The sequence below is a fragment of the Plantibacter sp. VKM Ac-2876 genome (assembly GCF_015350715.1).
Classification (GTDB): Bacteria; Actinomycetota; Actinomycetes; order Actinomycetales; family Microbacteriaceae; genus Plantibacter; species Plantibacter auratus.
This window is the reverse complement of sequence record NZ_JADKSI010000001.1, coordinates 1,145,323-1,166,233: the sequence shown is the minus strand read 5'-3', so window position 1 is coordinate 1,166,233 and position 20,911 is coordinate 1,145,323. Positions and strand designations below refer to the sequence as shown.

18 protein-coding genes are annotated in these 20,911 nt (G+C 66.5%); 10 read left to right on the top strand and 8 right to left on the bottom strand.

The window, feature by feature from the left end; genetic code table 11:
- The first annotated feature begins 9 nt into the window (after nt 1-9).
- The 5 genes from ITJ62_RS05585 to trxA all read left to right on the top strand — a co-directional run bounded on the left by ITJ62_RS05585 (nt 10) and on the right by trxA (nt 7,300).
- Nucleotides 10-1,689, top strand: coding sequence for a DHA2 family efflux MFS transporter permease subunit (locus tag ITJ62_RS05585; protein ID WP_194600010.1), 1,680 nt, complete (start codon nt 10-12; stop codon nt 1,687-1,689).
- Between the two features lie 134 nt (nt 1,690-1,823).
- On the top strand, nt 1,824-4,163 hold the full coding sequence (locus tag ITJ62_RS05580) for a DUF6049 family protein (protein WP_194600009.1): 2,340 nt from the start codon (nt 1,824-1,826) through the stop codon (nt 4,161-4,163).
- Complete coding sequence (murJ, locus tag ITJ62_RS05575) at nt 4,156-5,772, top strand: murein biosynthesis integral membrane protein MurJ (RefSeq protein WP_194600008.1); 1,617 nt, start codon at nt 4,156-4,158, stop codon at nt 5,770-5,772. The genes ITJ62_RS05580 and murJ overlap by 8 nt, the downstream gene beginning before the upstream one ends.
- 151 nt (nt 5,773-5,923) lie before the next feature.
- Nucleotides 5,924-6,934 carry a thioredoxin-disulfide reductase gene (gene trxB, locus ITJ62_RS05570; protein WP_194600007.1) on the top strand — a complete coding sequence of 337 codons (1,011 nt, stop codon included), beginning with the start codon at nt 5,924-5,926 and terminating at the stop codon, nt 6,932-6,934.
- Between the two features lie 45 nt (nt 6,935-6,979).
- Nucleotides 6,980-7,300 (top strand): thioredoxin, encoded by a 321-nt coding sequence (gene trxA / locus ITJ62_RS05565; RefSeq protein ID WP_064294045.1) that lies wholly within the window; start codon nt 6,980-6,982, stop codon nt 7,298-7,300.
- A 251-nt stretch (nt 7,301-7,551) separates the two neighbouring features.
- Here the strand turns inward: trxA and ITJ62_RS05560 are convergent, their stop codons facing one another.
- From ITJ62_RS05560 to rpmH, 8 genes are all read right to left on the bottom strand, one after another.
- Nucleotides 7,552-8,610 (bottom strand): ParB/RepB/Spo0J family partition protein, encoded by a 1,059-nt coding sequence (locus ITJ62_RS05560; protein WP_194600006.1) that lies wholly within the window; start codon nt 8,608-8,610, stop codon nt 7,552-7,554.
- The gene (locus tag ITJ62_RS05555) at nt 8,610-9,590 is read right to left on the bottom strand and encodes a ParA family protein (protein WP_079704317.1); all 981 of its coding nucleotides are present in this window, start codon (nt 9,588-9,590) and stop codon (nt 8,610-8,612) included. Before ITJ62_RS05555 ends, ITJ62_RS05560 begins: the two co-directional genes overlap by 1 nt.
- A 2,125-nt stretch (nt 9,591-11,715) precedes the next feature.
- Complete coding sequence (rsmG, locus tag ITJ62_RS05550) at nt 11,716-12,357, bottom strand: 16S rRNA (guanine(527)-N(7))-methyltransferase RsmG (RefSeq protein ID WP_192019790.1); 642 nt, start codon at nt 12,355-12,357, stop codon at nt 11,716-11,718.
- A 30-nt stretch (nt 12,358-12,387) separates the two neighbouring features.
- The gene (locus ITJ62_RS05545) at nt 12,388-12,891 is read right to left on the bottom strand and encodes a R3H domain-containing nucleic acid-binding protein (RefSeq protein WP_064294041.1); all 504 of its coding nucleotides are present in this window, start codon (nt 12,889-12,891) and stop codon (nt 12,388-12,390) included.
- A gap of 8 nt (nt 12,892-12,899) precedes the next feature.
- Complete coding sequence (yidC, locus tag ITJ62_RS05540) at nt 12,900-13,883, bottom strand: membrane protein insertase YidC (protein WP_064294040.1); 984 nt, start codon at nt 13,881-13,883, stop codon at nt 12,900-12,902.
- A gap of 9 nt (nt 13,884-13,892) precedes the next feature.
- Complete coding sequence (gene yidD / locus ITJ62_RS05535) at nt 13,893-14,204, bottom strand: membrane protein insertion efficiency factor YidD (protein ID WP_192003999.1); 312 nt, start codon at nt 14,202-14,204, stop codon at nt 13,893-13,895.
- On the bottom strand, nt 14,201-14,563 hold the full coding sequence (gene rnpA, locus ITJ62_RS05530; protein ID WP_194600004.1) for a ribonuclease P protein component: 363 nt from the start codon (nt 14,561-14,563) through the stop codon (nt 14,201-14,203). Before rnpA ends, yidD begins: the two co-directional genes overlap by 4 nt.
- 7 nt (nt 14,564-14,570) lie before the next feature.
- Nucleotides 14,571-14,708: a 50S ribosomal protein L34 gene (gene rpmH / locus ITJ62_RS05525; RefSeq protein WP_056010217.1), complete on the bottom strand. Its 138-nt coding sequence runs from the start codon at nt 14,706-14,708 to the stop codon at nt 14,571-14,573.
- A 327-nt stretch (nt 14,709-15,035) separates the two neighbouring features.
- Here rpmH and dnaA point away from each other — a divergent pair, with 327 nt between their 5' ends.
- The 5 genes from dnaA (at nt 15,036) to ITJ62_RS05500 (ending at nt 20,883) form a co-directional block, all read left to right on the top strand.
- Complete coding sequence (dnaA, locus tag ITJ62_RS05520) at nt 15,036-16,457, top strand: chromosomal replication initiator protein DnaA (RefSeq protein WP_064294038.1); 1,422 nt, start codon at nt 15,036-15,038, stop codon at nt 16,455-16,457.
- A gap of 468 nt (nt 16,458-16,925) precedes the next feature.
- Nucleotides 16,926-18,077, top strand: a complete 1,152-nt coding sequence (gene dnaN / locus ITJ62_RS05515; RefSeq protein WP_194600003.1) for a DNA polymerase III subunit beta — start codon at nt 16,926-16,928, stop codon at nt 18,075-18,077.
- A 17-nt stretch (nt 18,078-18,094) separates the two neighbouring features.
- Entirely contained in the window at nt 18,095-18,985 is an 891-nt protein-coding gene (gnd, locus tag ITJ62_RS05510) for a phosphogluconate dehydrogenase (NAD(+)-dependent, decarboxylating) (protein ID WP_064294036.1), read from the top strand.
- Nucleotides 18,986-19,145: 160 nt separating this feature from the next.
- On the top strand, nt 19,146-20,366 hold the full coding sequence (gene recF, locus ITJ62_RS05505; RefSeq protein ID WP_194600002.1) for a DNA replication/repair protein RecF: 1,221 nt from the start codon (nt 19,146-19,148) through the stop codon (nt 20,364-20,366).
- On the top strand, nt 20,359-20,883 hold the full coding sequence (locus ITJ62_RS05500; RefSeq protein ID WP_137242931.1) for a DUF721 domain-containing protein: 525 nt from the start codon (nt 20,359-20,361) through the stop codon (nt 20,881-20,883). The genes recF and ITJ62_RS05500 overlap by 8 nt, the downstream gene beginning before the upstream one ends.
- The last annotated feature ends 28 nt before the right edge of the window (nt 20,884-20,911 follow it).

The window sequence follows — 20,911 nt, the reverse complement described above, 5'->3', positions numbered from 1 at the left end:
TTTCCGCGCATGACGGAGTCCACGCCTTCCGCGAAGCCTGAGCGCTCGCCGTCGGACCGTCGCAAATGGTTCGGTCTCGTCGTCATCAGCATCGCCGTCGCCCTCATCATCGTCGACTCGACGATCGTCAATGTGGCGATCCCGTCGATCGTCGACGACCTCGGGATCTCCTCGACCCAGGTGCAGTGGGTCCAGGAGTCCTACACGCTCGTCTTCGCCGCACTGCTCATCGTGTTCGGCACGCTCGCCGACCGGTTCGGCCGTCGTCGGGTGCTGCTCGTCGGCGTCGTGGTCTTCGGCGGAGCCTCCGTCTTCGCCGCCGTCGCGCCGACGGGCGACCTCCTGATCCTGTCCCGGGTCATCCAGGGCGTCGGCGGCGCGATGATCCTGCCGACGACCCTCTCGATCATCAACGCGACCTTCCGAGGCCGCGACCGTGCGATCGCCTTCGCGGTGTGGGGCTCCACGATCGGGGGCATGGTGGCGGTCGGTCCGCTCCTCGGCGGCTGGCTCACCACCGCTTTCTCCTGGCGCTGGGCGTTCGGGATCAACGTGCCGCTCGGTGTCCTCATCATCGTCGGACTGCTCCTGTTCGTGTCGGAGTCGCGGGAACCCGCGACCGACCGCATCGACGTCGTCGGAGCCGTCCTGTCGATCCTGACGAGCGCGTCCCTCGTCTACGGACTCATCGAGGGCCGGAGTCTCGGGTGGTGGCTCACGGACAACCCGCTCGTCATCGGGGACTGGACCTGGCCGTTCAGCCTCTCCCCGGTACCCATGGCACTCATGGTCACGGTCGTCGCAGGTGTCGCGTTCGTCCTCTGGGGACGCCACCGGATGCGCCAGGGGCGCAGCACGATCATCGCGTTCTCCCTGTTCTCGCTGCCGTCGTTCCGGAACGGCAACATCGCCGCCCTCATCGTCTCGCTGGGGGAGTTCGGCATCATTCTCTCGCTGCCGATCTGGCTCCAGTTCGTCCTCGGCTACAGCGCACTGCAGACCGGTCTGATCCTTCTGGCCCTCGCGATCGGTTCCTTCGTCGCGAGCGGGTTCGCCGGCGCGTTCGGCAACCGGGTCGCGCCCGTCCTGATCGTCCGCGTCGGCATCGTCGCGGAGATCATCGGTGTCGCGGGCATCGGGCTGGTCGTCGGGCCGGCGACCGAATGGTTCGCCATCGTGCCGTTCCTGTTCGTCTACGGCTTCGGCGTCGGTCTCGCCACCGCACAGCTGACGGGCGTCGTCCTGAAGGACGTGCCCGTCGAGCAGAGCGGCCAGGGCTCCGGGACGCAGAGCACGGCGAGGCAGATCGGCTCGGCACTCGGTATCGCCGTCCTCGGGACCATCCTCTTCGTGAGCACGGCGTCGGTCCTCGACGGACGACTCGAGGACGCCGGTGTGCCGACCGCCCAGCGCGACGCTCTCGTGACGAGCGTCGTCGACAGCTCGGGCGCCGCCATCGCCGGTCTCGACGCGAACCCGGCGACCGCGACGGTGGCCGAGGACGCCAGGATCGCCCTGTCGGACGGCACCCGCTTCGCGGCGTTCGCGGCCGCAGGATTCCTGGCGGTCGGCTTCCTCGCCACCCTGTCGCTCGGCGCCGGGCGCCGGGAGGATCGACCGGGCGAAGCCGGAGCACGAGTGGACGGGACGGACTCCTCCGAACGGTCCGACCCGACCTCGCGGACGTAGGGCTCGAGGCCGCCTCACACCCCGGCAACCTCCGCATCGGCGTCTCCCAGAACACCAGCACCCAGGTTCGACTGGGAGGCCCCCGTACAATCGTCACCGGACGACTCCGCCCAAGCGGACCGTCCCCACCGCCCATGACACGCCACCGCCACCGCCCACGCCTCCTCAGCGCCCTCGCCGCAGCCGCGCTGTCGTTCGCCGTGGTGTCCGCCGGCGGTTGGTCCACGGGGTCCAGCGCGATCGCCTCGCCCGAGCTGAGCGCGAACACGGCATCGACTCCCGACGGCCTCGTGTCCGTCGAGGTGAGCCCGAGCGACGGAGGAGCGGTCGAACCCTCGTCCCTCACCTCGTTCGGCATCACGCTCACGAACGGCACCGACGCCGACCTCCCCGCCGGCTCCGTGTCCGTGGCGGTCACCACGGCGAGGATCACCGGCACGGCGGCGCTCGACGCCTGGCTCGACACGACCGGGGCGGACGCCGCAGCGACGCCCGCCGGCACCACCGTGGTACGGACGATCGACATCCCCGAGCTCATCGCCGGACAGCAGTACGTCGTCAGCGGGCTCGACTTCACTCCTCCGGCGTTGGGGTTCGACGACACCGACGCGTGGGGTTCCTACGGCGTCTCAGCCGGCTACGTCGCGGGTGACACCGCAGCCGGAGGTCGGACGGCGCTGGTCTGGCGGGCGCAGGGCCAACCCACGTCAGCCACCGTCGCGCTCGTGGCGCCGCTCACCGTGCCCCTCAGCTACGGCGGACTCCTCGATGCGGACGAACTCGCCGAGCTCACGGCCGACGACGGTGCGCTCACGACGCAGCTCGACGCACTCTTCGGCGAGCAGATCGCGCTCGGGATCGACCCACGCATCATCGCATCCATCCGGGCGCTCGGCACGCGCGCACCGGAGAGCGCCGTCGCCTGGCTCGCCCGCCTCGAGGCCGCACCGAACGAGACCTTCGCGCTCCAGTACGGCGACGCCGAACCCGCTCTGCAGGCCGAAGCCGGCCTCGACCGGCTGCTGACCCCGAGTTCGTTCTCCTTCGCCCTGAACGTCGCCGACTTCCCCGTCGTGCAGCCGACCGAGACGCCCACCCCGACCGCGTCGCCGACCACCGGGCCCGACGACGTCCAGCCGACGCCGCAGGCCGGCTCCTCACCGGCCACGTCCACCGACCCGTCGGCGGCAGCCACTCCGTCGGAGGAACCGGCACCCACACCGAGCCCGTCCGAGACTCCCGGGCAGGCGGTGCCGACCGTTCCGACCATGGACGAGCTCCTCAGCTGGAGTTACTCGCTCCCCAGCATCGTGTGGGCGGGAGGCGCGGTGACCGATGCGGATCTCGCCGTCTTCGCCGCATCGGGCGGAACGGTCACGATGCTCGACTCCGCGAACACGACCGACACCGGACAGTCCGTGCGCGCCTCGGCGACGGTCGGCACGGCGCAGACGCTGCTGGCCGACCACGGCCTCGCCGAGTCGCTGGGCGACGCCGCCGCCGCCACGACGGACGCCGCGTTCGAGAGCGCCATCGCCGACGTGAACGCGCGGGCGGCCGCCATCGGCACCGAGGGTTCGTCCGGCGGAACGGTCGTCGCCGTGCTGCCTCGGGGAGTGGACGCGACCCTGCCCGCCCTCGCCGACACCGTGAACGCGCTCCGCTCCCTGCCGGCCACGGCGCAGACCTCCCTGGCGGCGACGCTCGCCGAGCCTCCGGCCGCGGTGACGCTCGGGGCGATGGCACCCGACAGCGAACGCGTCTCCGACGTGCAGGTCCTCCTCGACGAGGAACAGGACGTCACCGCCTTCTCCTCGGTGCTCGACGAACCCGAGCTGCTGACCGGACGGGAACGCGCCACCCTGCTCTCCAGCCTCGCGGCCGGCTGGCTGCGTGCGGAGGGCGACTGGGGAACGGCGGTCACCGCGCAGCAGGAACGGACGGACACGGTCCTCGCGTCGGTGCGCGTCACCGACAGCAGTCGCATCAACATGGTCGGCGGCGAGGTGTCCCTGCCGTTCGCCGTGCGCAACGACCTGCCCTATCCCGTCACCGTGGTCATGGAGGCCTCACCGAGCAACGGTCGGTTGAGCATCTCCGGTTCCGTGACGCAGGAGATCGCCGCGGACTCGCGCGCCACCGTGCTCGTCCCCGTGCAGTCACAGATCGGCAACGGCGACGTCACCCTCCGTCTGCAACTCTTCAGCACCAGCGGGCAGGCGATCGGTGAACAGTCCTTCGTGGGCGTGAACGTCCGCGCCGACTGGGAGGGCATCGGTGCCGTCGTCCTCGCCCTGCTCGTCGCCCTGCTGTTCGTCAGCGGTGTGATCCGCATGGTCCTCAGTCGACGAGCCAAGCGACGCGGCTCGGGTACCACGTCCGCCGCCCCCGCAGATGCTCCGGACAGCGGTCAGCCCCCCGGCGGTGAGCCCCCGGTAGAGTCGTCACCCGGACGACAGGAGACGAATGGCTGACGGCATCGGCAGGGCGAGCGCGCTCCTCGCCTCGGGAACCCTCGTCTCCCGACTGCTCGGCTTCGTCAAAGCGGTACTCGTGGCTCAGGCCATCGGCGTCTTGGTCATCGGCGACACCTTCGCGATCGCCAACCAGCTCCCGAACACGATCTACGTCATCATCGGTGGCGGCGTGCTGAGCGCGGTTCTCGTGCCGCAGATCGTCCGTGCGGGGATCCACGCCGATGGTGGCAACGCCTACATCAACAAGCTCGTCACCATCACCCTCGTCTTCATCGGCGGGGCAACCGCGCTCATCACCCTGCTCGCACCCGTGTTCGTGTTCATCGTCGCCGCGACGCTGTCGCCTGATCAATTCGCGCTCGCGACGGCGTTCGCCTACTGGTGCCTCCCGCAGATCCTGTTCTACGCGCTTTACACCGTCCTCGGCGAGGTCCTGAACGCACGCAAGATGTTCGGGCCGTTCACCTGGGCACCGGTGCTCAACAACGTCATCGCGATCGCCGGGCTGATCGCCTTCATCTCCCTGTACGGCCGCGGCGACCTCGCGGTCAGCGAGTGGACCGACGGTCGAACGGTACTCCTCGCAGGCTCCGCCACCCTCGGCGTCGTCGTCCAGGCCGCCTTCCTCATGCTGTTCTGGCGTCGAGCCGGGCTGCGTTTCCGACCAGACTTCCAGTGGCGAGGCGTCGGTCTCCGGGCCACCGGGCGGATCGCCAGCTGGACCTTCGGCATGCTGCTCCTGACGACCGGTGCGGGGATCATCGAGACCCAGATCGTCGCTTCCGTGAGCAAGCAGGGACCCTCGGTCGCGATCCTCAACTACGCCTGGCTGATCTTCATGCTCCCCCACTCGATCATCACCGTCTCGATCGCGACGGCCTATTTCACGCGGATGAGTGAGCACGCGCAGGGCACACGCGATCGGGGACGAGACGTCCCGCGACTGCAGGCCGACATCTCCGGAGCCATCCGCGTCGTGAGCGTCCTCATCGTCCTCGCAGCGGCCGTCATCATGGTGGTCGCCGTGCCGTTCGGCAGTGTCTTCGCCGAGACGTTCGAACAGGCGCAGGCGATGGGCGGCATCATCATCGCCTTCGTGATCGGACTCGTCCCCTTCTGCATCCTCTTCGTCCTCCAGCGCGCCTTCTACGCCCTCGGAGACACGAAGACGCCCTTCTTCTTCACCCTGTTCCAGACCCTCCTGTTCGTCCTCCTGGCGCTGATCGTGCTCCTGGTCCTCCCACGGCATCTGGTGGGTGCCGGCGTCGCGCTCGCCATCACGATCGCGTGCATCGCACAGACCGTGGTCGCCGCACTGTTGCTCCGGCGCCGGCTGGGCGGTCTCGACGGCCGACGCATCGTCCTGAGCCTGGTCCGGTTCATCGCCGCCGCCGTGCCTGCGGCCGTGGTCGGCGTCGTCGTGCTGCTGCTGCTCGGCGGTGTCAGCGAGGAGGGGTTCCCGACCGCCACGATCCCCGGCGCCATCGTCACCATGGCCGTCGTCGGGGCGGCGATGGCCGCCGTGTACCTCGCGGTGCTCGCCCTCCTGCGCACGCCGGAGCTCAAGGCCGCCTTGGCGCCCGTCCTCGCCCGCTTCGGGCGCTGACACCCACGCGTCGACACCACCTCGAGCACACCGGCTGAGAGCTGCCCGAGGCCCCTGGGGGAGCGGAATAGGGGCCGGTTAGGATGTGTTACACCACTCGGAACCCCGGAACCCACCTGGTCCGGGAGCCCACGAACCACTGAGGAGCATCGTGCGTCAGGTCATCATCATCGGATCAGGACCCGCCGGCTACACGGCGGCGATCTACGCTGCCCGCGCCTCGCTGCAGCCGCTGCTCGTCGCATCATCGGTCGAGGCCGGCGGCGAGCTCATGAACACCACCGAGATCGAGAACTTCCCCGGATTCCCCGAGGGCATCCAGGGCCCCGAGCTCATGATGAAGCTCCAGGAGCAGGCCGAGCGGTTCGGCACCGAGGTGCTCTACGACGACGTCACCGAGCTGAAGCTCGACGGCGACGTCAAGACGGTCACCCTCGGCAACGGACAGGTGCACGAAGCGCACACCGTGATCTTCGCCACCGGCTCCGCCTACCGCAAGCTCGGTCTGCACGACGAAGAGCGGCTCTCGGGCCACGGTGTGTCCTGGTGCGCCACCTGCGATGGCTTCTTCTTCAAGGAGAAGACGATCGCGGTCATCGGTGGCGGCGACAGCGCCATGGAGGAGGCCACCTTCCTCACGCGGTTCGCGTCGAAGGTCTACGTCATCCACCGCAAGGACACCCTCCGCGCGTCGAAGATCATGCAGGACCGCGCGTTCGCGAACGAGAAGATCGAGTTCGTCTGGAACAGCGAAGTCGCCGGCATCACCGGTGCCGATGCGGTCGACGGCGTGACCCTGCGCTCGACCATTGACGGCACGGAGACCCACCTGCCGCTCGGTGGCCTGTTCATCGCGATCGGCAACGACCCGCGTACGCACCTCATCCACGGCCAGCTGGAGCTCGCCCCCGAGGGCACGATCGCCGTCAAGGGCCGCTCGTCGAAGACCAACCTCCCCGGCGTCTTCGCCGCTGGCGACGTCATCGACCCCACGTACCGACAGGCCATCACCGCTGCCGGCAGCGGCACCATCGCCGCCCTCGACGCGGAGCACTACCTCGCAGACCTCGAGCAGGCTGCTGGGGAAGCGTCGGCCATCGGCGAAGCACAGACGGCCGGTCGTCCACAGCCGGCCGACCCCGTGCTCACCACCACCGTTTGATCGACGGCCAGGCTGTCGGCCTGGCCACCACGAAGGAGAACACTCATGTCAGATGCAGTCACCGAGGCCACGTTCGACGAACTGGTCATCAACAGCGACAAGCCCGTCCTCGTCGACTTCTGGGCCGCCTGGTGCGGTCCGTGTCGCGCGGTCGGCCCGATCCTCGACACGATCGGCTCCGAGAACAGCGACAAGATCACTGTTCTCAAGCTGAACGTCGACGAGAACCCGAACCTGGCCATGAAGTACCAGATCACCTCCATCCCCGCGATGAAGGTGTTCAAGGGTGGCGAGGTCGTGCAGACCGTCATCGGTGCCAAGCCCAAGGCAGCACTCGAGAAGGATCTCGCAGCTTTCCTCGCCTGATCAGGTTTTTCTGAACCAAGGAACCGCCCGGCTCATCTGAGTCGGGCGGTTCTTCGTTGTCAGGCCGTTTCACGTGAAACGTGGCGGAAATAGCCCGTGATCAGGTATAGACCGTTCCGTCCTAGCGGCGGTCCAGGCGCAGTCGTCCCGGAACCCACCAGGCAATTTCTCGACCATCTCGGTCCACGGAGCTTGTCGAAGGGCATCATGAGCCTCACGGCCGAATGGCCCATGTTTCACGTGAAACAGCGTCAGGAAGACTGACCGAATCCTGACTCGCCAAGCTCGCTCAGGATGCGGTTGAGGTCAGCGATGGTCGCGAACTCCACGACCATCTGCCCCTTCTTCGCACCGAGCGTCACCTTCACGCGGGTGTTCAGGCGGTCGCCGAGGCGGTCTGCGATCTCATCGAGTTGCCCACGTCGCGATCCGGCGATCGGCCGCGGCTTCTTCGCCTGAACGCCCTGAGCCGCCGCAGCTTCCGCGGCACGCACGGACAAGTCTTCGTTCACGATCTTGTCGGCCAAGCGCTGCTGGGCCTCAGGATCGGTCAGCGACAGGATGGCGCGAGCATGTCCGGCGCTCAGCACACCGGCAGCGACGCGCTGCTGCACGGCCGCCGGCAGCTTGAGTAGGCGGATCGTGTTGCTGATCTGGGGGCGGGACCGACCGATGCGGTTGGCAAGCTCGTCCTGGGTGATTCCAAAGTCGGCCAAGAGCTGCTGGTATGCAGAAGCCTCCTCGAGCGGATTCAGCTCGGATCGGTGCAGGTTTTCGAGCAGCGCATCGCGCAGCATGTCCTCGTCGGCGGTGTCCTTGATGATCGCAGGGATGCGGTCGAGACCCACCTCCTTCGACGCGCGAAGTCGACGCTCACCCATGATGAGCTCGTATCGTTCGTCGTCGCCAGGGATCGGACGGACCACGATCGGCTGCAGGACACCGACCTCGCGGATGCTCGTGACGAGTTCGGCGAGGTGGTCCTCATCGAAGACCGTGCGAGGCTGGTTGGCGTTCGGCACGATGAGTTCGGGGGAGAGGTACGCCAGCCGGGCGCCGGGAACGGCCACGAGCTGCGGCCCATCTGCCGTGGGAGCCACAGCGTCCGGTGCAGTGGGGGCGTCGGCTGCCGCGGCCTCTGCAGCGGCAGCGTCTGCAGCAGCGGTCGCCGCGTCCTTCGCCGCCTTCCGGGCAGTGCCCTGGTTGTCGGGGAAGAAGACGTCGACGGGACGGTTCGCCTGCGAGTCTGAACTCGTCGTCGGAATGAGTGCACCGATCCCGCGACCGAGTCCAGTTCGTTTCGTTGCCATCAGTGACTGACTCCCTCAGGGTGGTTCGTATCGGGTGTATCGGAGGAGCCTGCGGCCCATCGGTTGGCGATCTCCGCCGCTGCCTCGAGATAGGACACCGCGCCGAGCGACGTGGGGTCGTAGCTGATGACGCTCTGCCCAAAGCTGGGGGCCTCGGAGATGCGCACCGCTCGCGGGATGACGGACTCGAGGACCTGCCCGGTGAAGTGGTCTCGGACGTCTTGAGCCACCTGCTGCGCAAGGTTGGTGCGACCGTCGTACATCGTCAGGAGGATGGTGCTGACGGCGAGCCCTGGGTTCAGGTGCCGCTGGATTAGCTGGATGCTACTGAGGAGCTGGCTCAAGCCCTCAAGCGCGTAGTACTCGCACTGGATGGGGATGAGGACTTCCTTGGCCGCGACGAAGGCATTGATCGTCAGGAGTCCGAGGGACGGCGGGCAATCGATCAAGACGTAATGGAACGGCTCTTCGGCGTCCTGGATGAACTGTTCGAGCGCCGTGCGGAGTCGGTGCTCACGCGCAACCTGTGACACGAGTTCGATTTCCGCACCGGCGAGATGAATCGTCGAGGGAGCGCAGAACAGCGTGGGAAACTCGGGACTCTGCTGGACGACATCGGCCAGGGGGAAGTCGTCGATCAGGACGTCGTAGACACTCGGGACATCCGAGTGATGCTCAACGCCGAGTGCGGTGGACGCGTTCCCCTGGGGATCCAGATCGATCACGAGGACACGAGCGCCCGAACGGGCGAGGGCGGCGCCGATGTTGACGGTGGTCGTCGTCTTACCGACTCCACCCTTCTGGTTGGAGACCGTGAAGACCCGAGTGTGGTCGGGCGTCGGCAGGGTTGCGTGAGCCAAGGCTTTACGCCTCTCAGTCAGATGATGGAGCTCGCGAGCCAACGGCGTGGACGCGTCGAAGGCGCTACCAACGGAGTCGCGCTCGGGAGCCGCGGAATGCGTTGGTTCGGGTTGTTTCACGTGAAACCTTCTTGCTCGAAACGTGTCCTTCAACCGTACCAGCGTGGGCTGACGCCAGGGGAGCGATCTCCGACAGTGATCGGGGGAGTGCGCAATCACGGAGGCCCTCGAGCACTGTTTCGCGACACCCGCAGAGCGTCGAACGCCCCGAATGGTGCCCAGAAGGAACACCTCCCCCTCTTTCTTCCACAGGGTTATCCACAGGGCACCGGTTTGCCCGATCCCACGCAACCGCGCGCGCCTCGGGCGTGCAGATCGACGTTGATCAGATCTACCCGAGACGAGCCCGGCGGACGCATATTGACAACCCTGGGGGAGGTTCCTCTGTGATCAGGCGGAGATCCGCGTCTTTCCGCGGAAGTTCGCACCCGAACGACCCACTCCGGGTCCGGCACGTCCGGGCTCTTGCCCCGGTGTGAGTTGACCACGGTGCGGTGGCACGCGGGGTGGGGCCCGCTTCTTCGCGGAGGATCACCAGTTCCTGCGCTCACGCGCGAGAACTGTCCACAGAGTTATCCACAGGTGCCATCTCCACCCACTCGTGTGGTGGAGAGCTGTACATCTGGCACGAGTCCGCGCCAGCGTTTCACGTGAAACCTAGACACCGTGCACGCTGAGCCGCCGAGCGGTTCACATCGATAGGTGCCTTTTGCAGCCTTTGGCCACAGCGCTCTATCCACCTCACTGGTCTGATCCGACACTGGGGGAGCGGTAGCTACGAAGTGCCACGCAACCGGTCTCATCCCACACATGGTCCGTCGTACCCGACTGCTGTTTCACGTGAAACACTCCCGCCAGGACCAACGCACCGGATGGGTGTGATCTCGAGCGCAGCCCAAGCCCACGACCGCGCGCTGCGCTCATTGAACCGCAATTGGTCTCCGCCACCGCGTTGCAGCCGCGCAGGAGCAGACCGCCAGCCGTGTTCCACGTGAAACATCGAGCACCATTGCGGTCCGGCCATGAGGGTGTGCCTCGGGCATGCATCCACTGAGTGGACTGCGTCACACGATTGCAGGTCGACGGGAGCCGCTTGTGAGAACGAAGAGCTCAAGCGAGTGACACCGCTCTTACGTTCCACGTGAAACGTCGCGCGACCTCACCCGTCCGGCGGGAAGCGCCCTCCGCCGAGGCTATCTCGGCACAGAACCACTCATCGTGGTTCGGGAGTACTCCTCCTCCCGAACTCACGGGAGTCATGAGCACGAGCTCCATAGTGCCGCCGCATCTCGACACATCGTCACGCCGAATGGCCGCCAAGCACCGCAGGTCGCCGCCAGGTCGGGAGGAGCGCTCCGAGCAGCAGAAGCGTGCTCCGATATGACAGCGCCGTCCGGCGCCCCAGAAGCTTCAAGAACTGGACGCCTCCGACGCACGCGATAGCGACAGGCCGACCATCCTCTACTTCCCGGCCAGCAGCTCACCCAGCACCTCAGCCAGCACCAACCCGCCGGTGGACATGAGCCTGCCCACGGTCGGGCGCCAGTCGGCGCGCAGGCACCTGAGGAACTGGCGGAGTGCGCATCTCGCAGCAGGACTCCAACGAAACGTCTGCCACGTGATGCACCACCGCGAGTCCGTTGAACGTGTGGGACGGGGACGGGGCGACGCATCTTCCCTACAACCAAGGAACACCTCGGACCCACCCAGGATTCGAACGAAGACCACAGATCCCTGACAAGTCCGACCGGATCACCAAGCTGGGAGCTCCACGGTTGCCACCCGCACTCGTCCGTCATCCCCGAAGGGGCAGCTAGCTGGCCGGCCACGGCGCACAGCATCGACGTCTGAGTGCCCGACCACCGGAGCGCGGAGCATCGCTGCCGGTCGATGGCGGTGCAGGCGCCGCGTCATGAGACTGGGGCAACAGGCCACGTGAGGTAAATATATGAGATACCAGGAGCAACACTGCTCGCAAATGTCGGAAAACGCTCGAATGCGGACCGCCCAGCGCCCTAGATTCGTGTCCGAATGGACCGGAGAATCCTTCCTGACGAACTCAGGACCCCTGAACCGGCCGCACTTTGCGGGTTGGTTCGTCAGGAGCCATTCTCCCGGGAGCTCACAAACCGGCGAATATCCTCTGCGGTGACCCTCACGGCGGCCCGAGCGCCTCCGACTGGCCTCAGCCGCGGACGGTTCCCACGATCACTCGGGTCGGCTCCGCGAGAACGCCCTCGCCAAGCGTCCGAACCTCGACGCCGGAGACCCGGTACTTGCGAAGCTCCTTCGCCGAGGCGTCGACTTCCGCCTGCGCGCCGGCACCCTTCATGAGGACCAGCTCTCCGCCGTCGCGAAGCAGGGGAGCGGTGAGGGGGAGTAGCTTTCGCAATGCGCTGACCGCCCGCGCGGTCACCTGGTCGAGGGGCTCATCGAGGCGAACCTCCTCAGCGCGCGCTCGCACGACGGTGACGTTCTCGAGCCCGAGGACGCCGACCTGGTCGTTGAGCCAGGCGACCCGACGTTCCATCGGTTCGATGAGGACAAACTCGACATCTGGTCGCGCAATCGCGAGGACCAGTCCAGGCAGCCCCGCGCCTGTGCCGACGTCGCCGACTCGCCCGGGACGAAGGAGCGGAGCCACGATCACGCTGTTGAGGATGTGGCGCGTCCAGAGACGCGGAAGCTCCAGGGGACCGATGAGCCCGAGTGGCTCACCGAACTCCGCCAGGTTCGCGGCGAAGGCACGACCGACATCGATCCGGTCGCCGAACAACTCGGCTGCTTCCGCCGGTTCCGGTTCGAGTCCTGCAGGCACGTCAGTCATCGCAGTTTCACGTGAAACGATCAGGCCGCGTCAGCCGCGGGTGATGACGGTGTGACGGTCGCGGCCTTCGCCGTGCGACTCGGACACGAAGCCGCGAGCCGAGACGATGTCGTGGACGAGCTTGCGCTCGTAGCTCGACATCGGGGGGAGTGCCGCCTCGGTGGAACCGGCCTCGATGCGCTCGACCGCGCGCTCCACGAGGGCGCCGAGCTCCTGCTGACGCGCTTCGCGGGATCCGCCGATGTCGAGGATGAGCCGGGAGAAGCCACCGGTCCGGTTCTGAACAGCCAAGCGGGTCAGCTCCTGCAGTGCGTTGACCGTGTCGGGACGCGACAGGAGACGCAGGTTGCTCTCCGTGGGGGAGTCGATCGACACGTACGCACGACCGTTGCGGGCATCGATGTCGATGTCACCATCGATGTCGCAGATGTCGAGGAACTCCTCGATGTAGTCCGCTGCGACGTCGCCCTCTTCTTCGAGCTGCGTGATGGTGGGTGCTTCGTCCTGGGCCGGGGCCAGTTCCTGGTCAGTCACCGATACTCCTACTTGTCTCGTCCGTCGGTCTGCTGCTTCTTCGCACGCGCCTTGCCCATGGGCTGCTGGCGCTGCGTCGGGGTCTTCTTCTCGGGTACCGGCGCCTCGGAGATCGAGATGACGTCGCCGTTCGGCGTCATGAGCTTGCCCTTCCGCGCGAGACGCTCCTCACGAGCCTTCGCAGCGTCGGAACCAGGCGTCGGCATGTTCCGGATGACGAGGAACTGCTGCACCATCGTCCACGCGTTGGACGTCAGCCAGTAGAACATGACGCCGAGCGGGAAGGCGAAGCCGGAGAAGAGGAACACGAAGGGCAGGATGTAGAGGAGGATCCGCTGCTGCTTGAACTGCGGGCTGGCCTTCGTCTCGGCCGACATGTTCTTCGACACGATCTGCAGCTGCGTGATGAACTGCGACGCGCACATGAGGATGACCATGACGGCGGCGATGATGACGACCGCCCAGTTGACCGGGTTGCCGGCGAGTGCCGCCTGCATGCTCGTGTGCAGCGGAGCGATCCCGAACAGGTTCGCGTCGCCGAACTGCACGGCGAGGGTCTCGTTCAGGGGACCGACGCCGGCCTTGCTCTTCTGGGCGTCGTTCAGCACGGAGAACAGGGCGAAGAAGATCGGCATCTGGACGAGCAGCGGCAGACATCCGCTGACGGGGGAGGTGCCGTGCTTCTTGTACAGCTCCATCGTCTCGCGGGACATCGCCTCACGGCTGGCCTGGTCGCGCTTGCCCTTGTACTTCTCCTGCACCTTCTTCATCTGCGGTGCGATCTCGAGCATCTTGCGCTGGCTCTTGATCTGCTTGATGAACAGGGGGATGAGGGCCGCGCGGACGACGAGGACGAGCCCGACGATCGAGAGCACCCAGGTGAGACCGGCCGCGGGGTCGAGTCCGATGGCCGTCCACAGCAGGTGCCAGCCCACGAGGAGCAGCTCGACCGCCCACTTGAGCGGCCAGAGAATTGTGCCGATGATGTCCATAGGTGCGGGTCAGCCCTTTCCGTGGCTCGGTTGCACGACAAATCCGTGAGAAGTGACGCTGTACCGGAAGTTCTTCTTGGGCGGTACCTCGTCGAAACGAGGTGCTGCCCAGGGGTGGCATCTCGCGATGCGCGCCGCTGCCATCGCCGAACCGACGACGACACCGTGTTGCTGCACCGCTCCCAGAGCGTACGCGGAACAGCTGGGGTAATACCGGCAGACGTCGCCGTACAGCGGGGAGATCGCGGCGCGATACCCGCGAAGCGCCAGCACCGCAGCATTGCGGGGCGCGAGGCAGGTGGCAGCGATGACGCCGTTCATCGGTGCGCGTCCGCAGCCTCGGCGATGACGCCGCGCTTGGAGAAGGCTCGATCGACCTCGGCATGGAGCGTGGCGAACGGAGCCGTCGCTGCAGACGGCAGCGCACGGATGACCACGTCAGCGCCACGGGCAGCGTGAACGACGCTGTCGTGGCAGATGGCCTTCAAACGACGTCTGACGAGATTGCGGGTCACTGCGTTTCCGACCGTTTTCGCAACGATGAACCCGAAGCGCGGCTGTCCGCCCTTCGGGTTCATGCGTACGTACGTGACCGTGTGCTCGCCGACGAACCGGGACCCGCGACGAACTACCCCTCGGTAGTCGTCGCCGGACGTGATCCGGCTCGCACGCTCGAGCACGACGGCTCTACGCGGAGAGTTCGGTGCGGCCCTTGGCGCGACGAGCCGACAGGATGCCGCGGCCGGCACGCGTGCGCATGCGCAGACGGAAGCCGTGCTTCTTGGCGCGACGACGGTTGTTCGGCTGGAAGGTTCTCTTGCTCATAATTACGATCTCCGGATCATGACCCACCACTGCACAGGTGGCAGCAGGGTACGGAAGGGTGCCCGTGGGCAGAAGTCAACTGATTAAACCTACGGTCTACTCGCGCGAAGGTCAAACCAGCGGCGCCCAAACGAATGATTATCCACAGGATTCTCAGAAATTGTAGCAGTGACACGCAGGGCGGCCGTACAGTGATTTGGGACTGGGGCGACGTGTTGTTAGCGTAAGCCCTCGGGTTATGCACAGCGTGTGGATAGCACCGCGCTCAGCCCCGAATACTCAGGGGAGAGCCTGTGGATGAACCTGTGAGTATGTGTGGGGAGAACTATGTCGGACGCCGACGATGCGATCGCTGAGACCTGGCAATCGGTACTCGAGATCCTCTCCGTCGACGACCGCATCACCCCGCCGCTCCGCGGGTTCCTCAACCTCATCGTCCCCAAGGGCATCATGGGCGGCACCTTCTACCTGGAGGTGCCCAACGAGTTCACGATGGGCATGCTCAACCAGCGCATGCGGGCACCGATCCTCGCCGCACTCGCGTCCATCGTCGACGGCGGCCCCGTCGGCAACTACGCGATCGTCGTCAACCCCGACATCGTCGAGGAACGGTACGAACAGACCGGCTTCCAGCACATCGACCCGGCACCGCTCGAGTCACCGCAGCCGCAGCTGACCCCGACGCCCACGCTGCCGGCTCGCGAGAACGACACCCGACTCAACCCGAAGTACAGCTTCGACAACTTCGTCATCGGTCAGTCCAACCGCTTCGCGCACGCGGCCGCAGTCGCCGTCGCCGAGGCGCCGGCCAAGGCCTACAACCCGCTGTTCGTGTACGGCGACTCCGGGCTCGGCAAGACCCACCTCCTCCACGCCATCGGCCACTACGCGATGAACCTCTACGCGGGGATCCGCGTCCGGTACGTGTCCAGCGAGGAGTTCACGAACGACTTCATCAACTCGATCGCCAACAACCGCGGCTCGTTCTTCCAGTCGCGGTACCGCGACATCGACATCCTGCTGATCGACGACATCCAGTTCCTCCAGGGCAAGGCGGAGACGCAGGAGGCGTTCTTCCACACCTTCAACACCCTGCACGATCACAACAAGCAGGTGGTCATCACCAGCGACCTGCCGCCGAAGGCGCTCACCGGCTTCGAAGAGCGGATGCGTTCACGCTTCGAGTGGGGACTCATCACCGACGTCCAGGCTCCCGACCTCGAGACGCGCATCGCGATCCTGCGCAAGAAAGCGCAGAACGAGAAGCTGCACATCCCGGACGAGGTCCTCGAGTTCATCGCCACCAAGGTGTCGAGCAACATCCGTGAGCTGGAGGGCACGCTCATCCGGGTCGTCGCGTTCGCGAGCCTGAACCGGACCGCCGTCGACATGACGCTGGCCCAGACGGTGTTGAAGGACGTCATCAGCCTCGACGACGACAACGTCATCTCGCCGATCGACATCATCAACACCACGGCCGACTACTTCAAGCTCTCGGTCGACGACCTGTACGGCTCGAGCCGATCGCAGGCCGTGGCGACGGCGCGGCAGATCGCGATGTACCTCTGTCGCGAGCTCACGAACCTCTCGCTCCCGAAGATCGGTCAGCTGTTCGGCAACCGGGACCACACGACGGTCATGTACGCCAACCGGAAGATCACCGACCTCATGCAGGAGAAGCGCTCGATCTACAACCAGGTGACCGAGCTCACGAGCCGCATCAAGCAGAACCTCCGCTACGGCGCCTGACGCGTCCTGGTGAACGTTTCCGGCCCCTCGACGCACTCGGTGCGCTCGGGGGGCCGATTTCGTTCATCAGGCGACGACGAGCGCTCATTCGACGACATGATCCGCGTCCGATCTGTCCACATTCCGAGCTCGCAGCCCTGTGGATAACCTGTGGAGAGATGTGGAAGCTCCGGGCGGGCTTGTGAGTGAACACCGTTCACCGACCTCCCCGTCCCACACCCTCGTGTCGTTCTCTCCACAGGCCGCCACCAAGTTACACACATGTAGTTCCCTGTGTTCGAGCGGGTTCGGCGGACTTATCCACAGTTTCCACACCGGTTAAGACTGTTAACCGTTAATTCAATGATCTCTCCGCCAAACAACCTTTCCCCAGGCTCGCTTCTCCACAGCACCTCGTCCCACTCGACCCCGGAAGCAGACCCACTAGCATTGGTGACGTCATCGAGAGCCAGAGACAGGGGACTTGTCGTGCGATTCAGCGTCAACCGGGATGTATTCAGCGAAGCCGTCTCGTTCGCAGTGAAGCTGCTCCCGCAGCGCCCGACGCTGCCGATCCTGAACGGCATCCTCATCGAAGCCAATGACGACGGTCTCATCCTCTCCTCCTTCGACTACGAGGTCTCCAGCCAGACCGGCATCGCGGCCGAGGTCGAGGAGGCCGGCACGGCACTCGTCAACGGCCGGCTGCTCTCGGAGATCGCCAGCCGCCTTCCGAACGCGCCCGTCCGGTTCAGCAAGGTCGAGAACCGCATCGAGGTCACCTGTGGTTCTGCCCGGTTCACGCTCGGTTCGATGCCCGTCGAGGAGTACCCGACGATCCCGCAGGTCGACGCCGACTTCGGCCTCGTGCCCGCCGACGAGTTCGCCACCGCAGTGAGCCAGGTCGCTGTCGCCGCAAGCCGCGACGACGTGACCCCGGTCATCACCGGCGTGCAGCTCGAGGTCTCCAAGACGAGCCTCAGCCTCGTCGCGACCGACCGCTACCGCGTCGCGGTGCGCGAGATCGACTGGGACTCGGGCCAGGGCGACGGTTCCAGCGAGACGATCACGGCCCTCGTGCCGGCCCGCACGCTCCAGGAGGTCGGCAAGACCTTCGGCCACAGCGGCAACATCAACGTGGCGATCACGAATCGCGACGACCGCGAGCTCATCGCGTTCCGGGCTGACCGCAAGACGGTCACCTCGCTGCTGATCAAGGGCAACTTCCCGCCGGTCAAGCGGCTCTTCCCCGAGACGACCGACAACTACGCGATCATCAACACCGCGGAACTCATCGAGGCGACCAGGCGTATGTCGCTCGTCCTCGAGCGCGAAGCGGCCCTCCGCTTCACCTTCACCATCGACGGCCTCACGCTCGAGGCCGTCGGATCCGAGCAGGCGCAGGCATCCGAGGGCATCGACGCCCTCCTCACCGGCGACGACATCGTGCTCTCCCTCAAGCCGCAGTTCCTGATCGACGGTCTGACCGCGGTCCGGAGCGAGTACGTGCGGTTCTCGTTCACGAAGACGGAGAACACGAACAAGCCGGGACCCATGCTCATCACGAGCCAATCCTCCAAGGATCAGCCGGGTGCCGACAGTTACAAGTACCTGCTGCAGCCGAACCTGCTGCTGCGCTGACACGCAAAGGATCCTCCATGCACATCGGTCTCGTCGGTCTCGGCAAGATGGGCAACAACATGCGCACGCGTCTGCGTGCGAACGGCATCGAGGTCACCGGTTTCGACCGGAACCCAGATGTCACCGACGTCGCGACGATCAGCGACCTCGTCGCTGCGCTCCCGGCACCTCGCACGGTCTGGGTCATGGTCCCCGCCGGGGCCATCACCGACTCCGTCGTCGAGGAGCTGAACGGCCTGCTCGAGGCCGGCGACCTGATCATCGACGGCGGCAACAGCCGCTTCACGGACGACTTCAAGCACGCTGAACTGCTGTCGGCGAAGGGCATCGACTACATCGACGCCGGCGTCTCCGGCGGTGTCTGGGGTGTCGACAACGGCTACGGCCTCATGGTCGGCGGTTCCAAGGAGCAGGTGGAGCGGGTCATGCCCGTCTTCGACGCGCTGCGTCCTGAAGGCCCGCGCGATGAGGGCTTCGTCCACGTCGGAGAGGTCGGCGCCGGCCACTACGCGAAGATGGTGCACAACGGCATCGAGTACGCGCTCATGCAGGCGTACGCCGAGGGCTTCGAGCTCCTGGACAAGCGCGAAGACATCATCAAGGACGTCCCCGGCACCTTCAAGGCCTGGCAGCGCGGCACCGTCGTGCGGTCCTGGCTGCTCGAGCTGCTCGTCCGCGCCCTCGAGGAGGACCCGGACTTCGAGCAGATCGAGGGCTACGTCGAGGACTCGGGCGAGGGCCGCTGGACGATCGAGGAGGCCATCGCGAACGCGGTGCCCGTCCCGACCATCTCGGCGTCGATCTTCGCCCGCTTCGTGTCGCGCCAGGAGGACTCGCCGGCCATGAAGGCGGTCGCGGCACTCCGCAACCAGTTCGGCGGACACGCGGTCAAGAAGGCCGACGACTGACGACACGACGTCTCCTGACGAACGAAATCGACCCTCCCGGAGCCTTCCGCTTCGCCGGAGGGTCGATTTCGTTCACCCTGCGTCGTCGTGACGGGCGCGCTCGGACGTCCGACGGCGCCCCGACCCGTTCGGCGTCGGGGCGAGGCGGTAGGGTGACGTGGTGATCGTGCGGCACTTGAATCTCACCGACTACCGCAACTACGCGGTGGTCGACGTGGCGCTCGAACCCGGACCCAATCTGTTCGTGGGTCGCAACGGCCAGGGCAAGACCAACCTCGTCGAGGCGATCGGATACCTCAGCAGCCTCGGGTCCCATCGGGTCTCCTCCGAACAGGCGCTCATCCGACACGGTGCCGACGCGGCGATCATCAGGGCGCGCATCGTGCACGACGGTCGTGAGCTGCTCGCCGAGGTGCAGCTCAACCGGGGTTCGGCCAACCGCGCCCAGGTGAACCGGTCCCAGATCAAGCCGCGCGAACTGCCGCGGTACGTGTCCACCGTGCTGTTCGCCCCGGAGGACCTCCTGATCGTCCGAGGCGACCCGTCGGCGCGCCGTCGGTTCATCGACCAGCTCCTCGTGCAGCGGATCCCCCGCCTGGCCGGCGTGATGGCCGACTACGACCGCTCCCTGAAGCAGCGGAACTCCCTCCTCAAGTCGGCGAGGGCGCGTGGGCTGAAATCCGGGCCCCTGGCGACGCTCGACCTCTGGGACGACCGACTCGTGCAGTACGGCACGGAAATCATCGCCGAACGTCTGCAGCTCCTGGCCATGCTCGGTGGGCCACTGCGTGCCGCGTACGAGGCCGTGGCCGGCGACGATCACCGACCGGTACTCCTGCCCGTGCTCAGTATCGCCGGCACCGATGCCGAGGACGAGTCGGCAGCCGCCGATCCCACGGAGGGCGTGGAGCCGGGCGCCCCTGTCGATCTGGCGCGAATCGCGGAACGGTTCCGTGCGGCGCTCGCGCAGCGCCGGTCGGCCGAGCTCGAGCGGGGCCTGACGCTCGTCGGACCGCACCGCGACGACGTGTTCTTCGGTCTCAACGGGCTGCCGGTCAAGGGGTACGCGAGCCACGGTGAATCGTGGTCGTTCGCCCTCGCCGCCAAACTCGCCTCAGCCGAACTCCTCCGGGCCGACTCGTCCCTCGGCGATCCGGTGCTCATCCTCGACGACGTCTTCGCCGAGCTCGACTCGCGTCGGCGGGAACGCCTCGCGGCCGCGGTCGCGGAGTACGACCAGGTCATCATCACCGCGGCCGTGTTCGACGACGTCCCCGAACGGTTCACCGCGCACGTCGTGCGCATCGAAGCCGGCCGGATCGTGGACGGTCCGGACGAGGCGGCCTCCGTCGTGAGCCCCGCGGAGTCGACGCATGACTGAGCCGCGGCGACTCGGACGGGACGCCGACCCGGCGGGGGAACTCTCCGCCACGGTGTACCTCCGGTTCAAGGAGATCTTCGGCGGCGAACGGGTCTCCCGTGATCGCAAGCGTCGCGAACGCTCGGCCGAGGGGCCGCAGGACTCGGTGCCGTACGGTGTCGGTCGCGACCCGAAGGGTCTCGGGACGGTCATCGATTCGCTGACCGCCGGACTCGGGTGGAACTCGCCGCTCGCCCAGCATGAGGTCCTCGGGAACTGGGCGGAGTTGTGCGGCGAGGACACCGCCAGATACTCCGAACCGGTGTCGATCGCGGACGGTGTCCTGATCGTCCAATGCCAGTCCACGGCCTGGGCGACGCAACTGCGGCACATGCGCCATGAGATCCTCGTCCGCATCGCCGAACGCTATCCCGACGCAGGTGTCGACACGATCCGTTTCCAGGGCCCCGGAGCACCCTCCTGGAAAAGAGGCCCCAGGTCGATCCCAGGGCGTGGTCCACGCGATACTTACGGCTAGGGAGGCAAATACGGCCTCCGGGCATGGA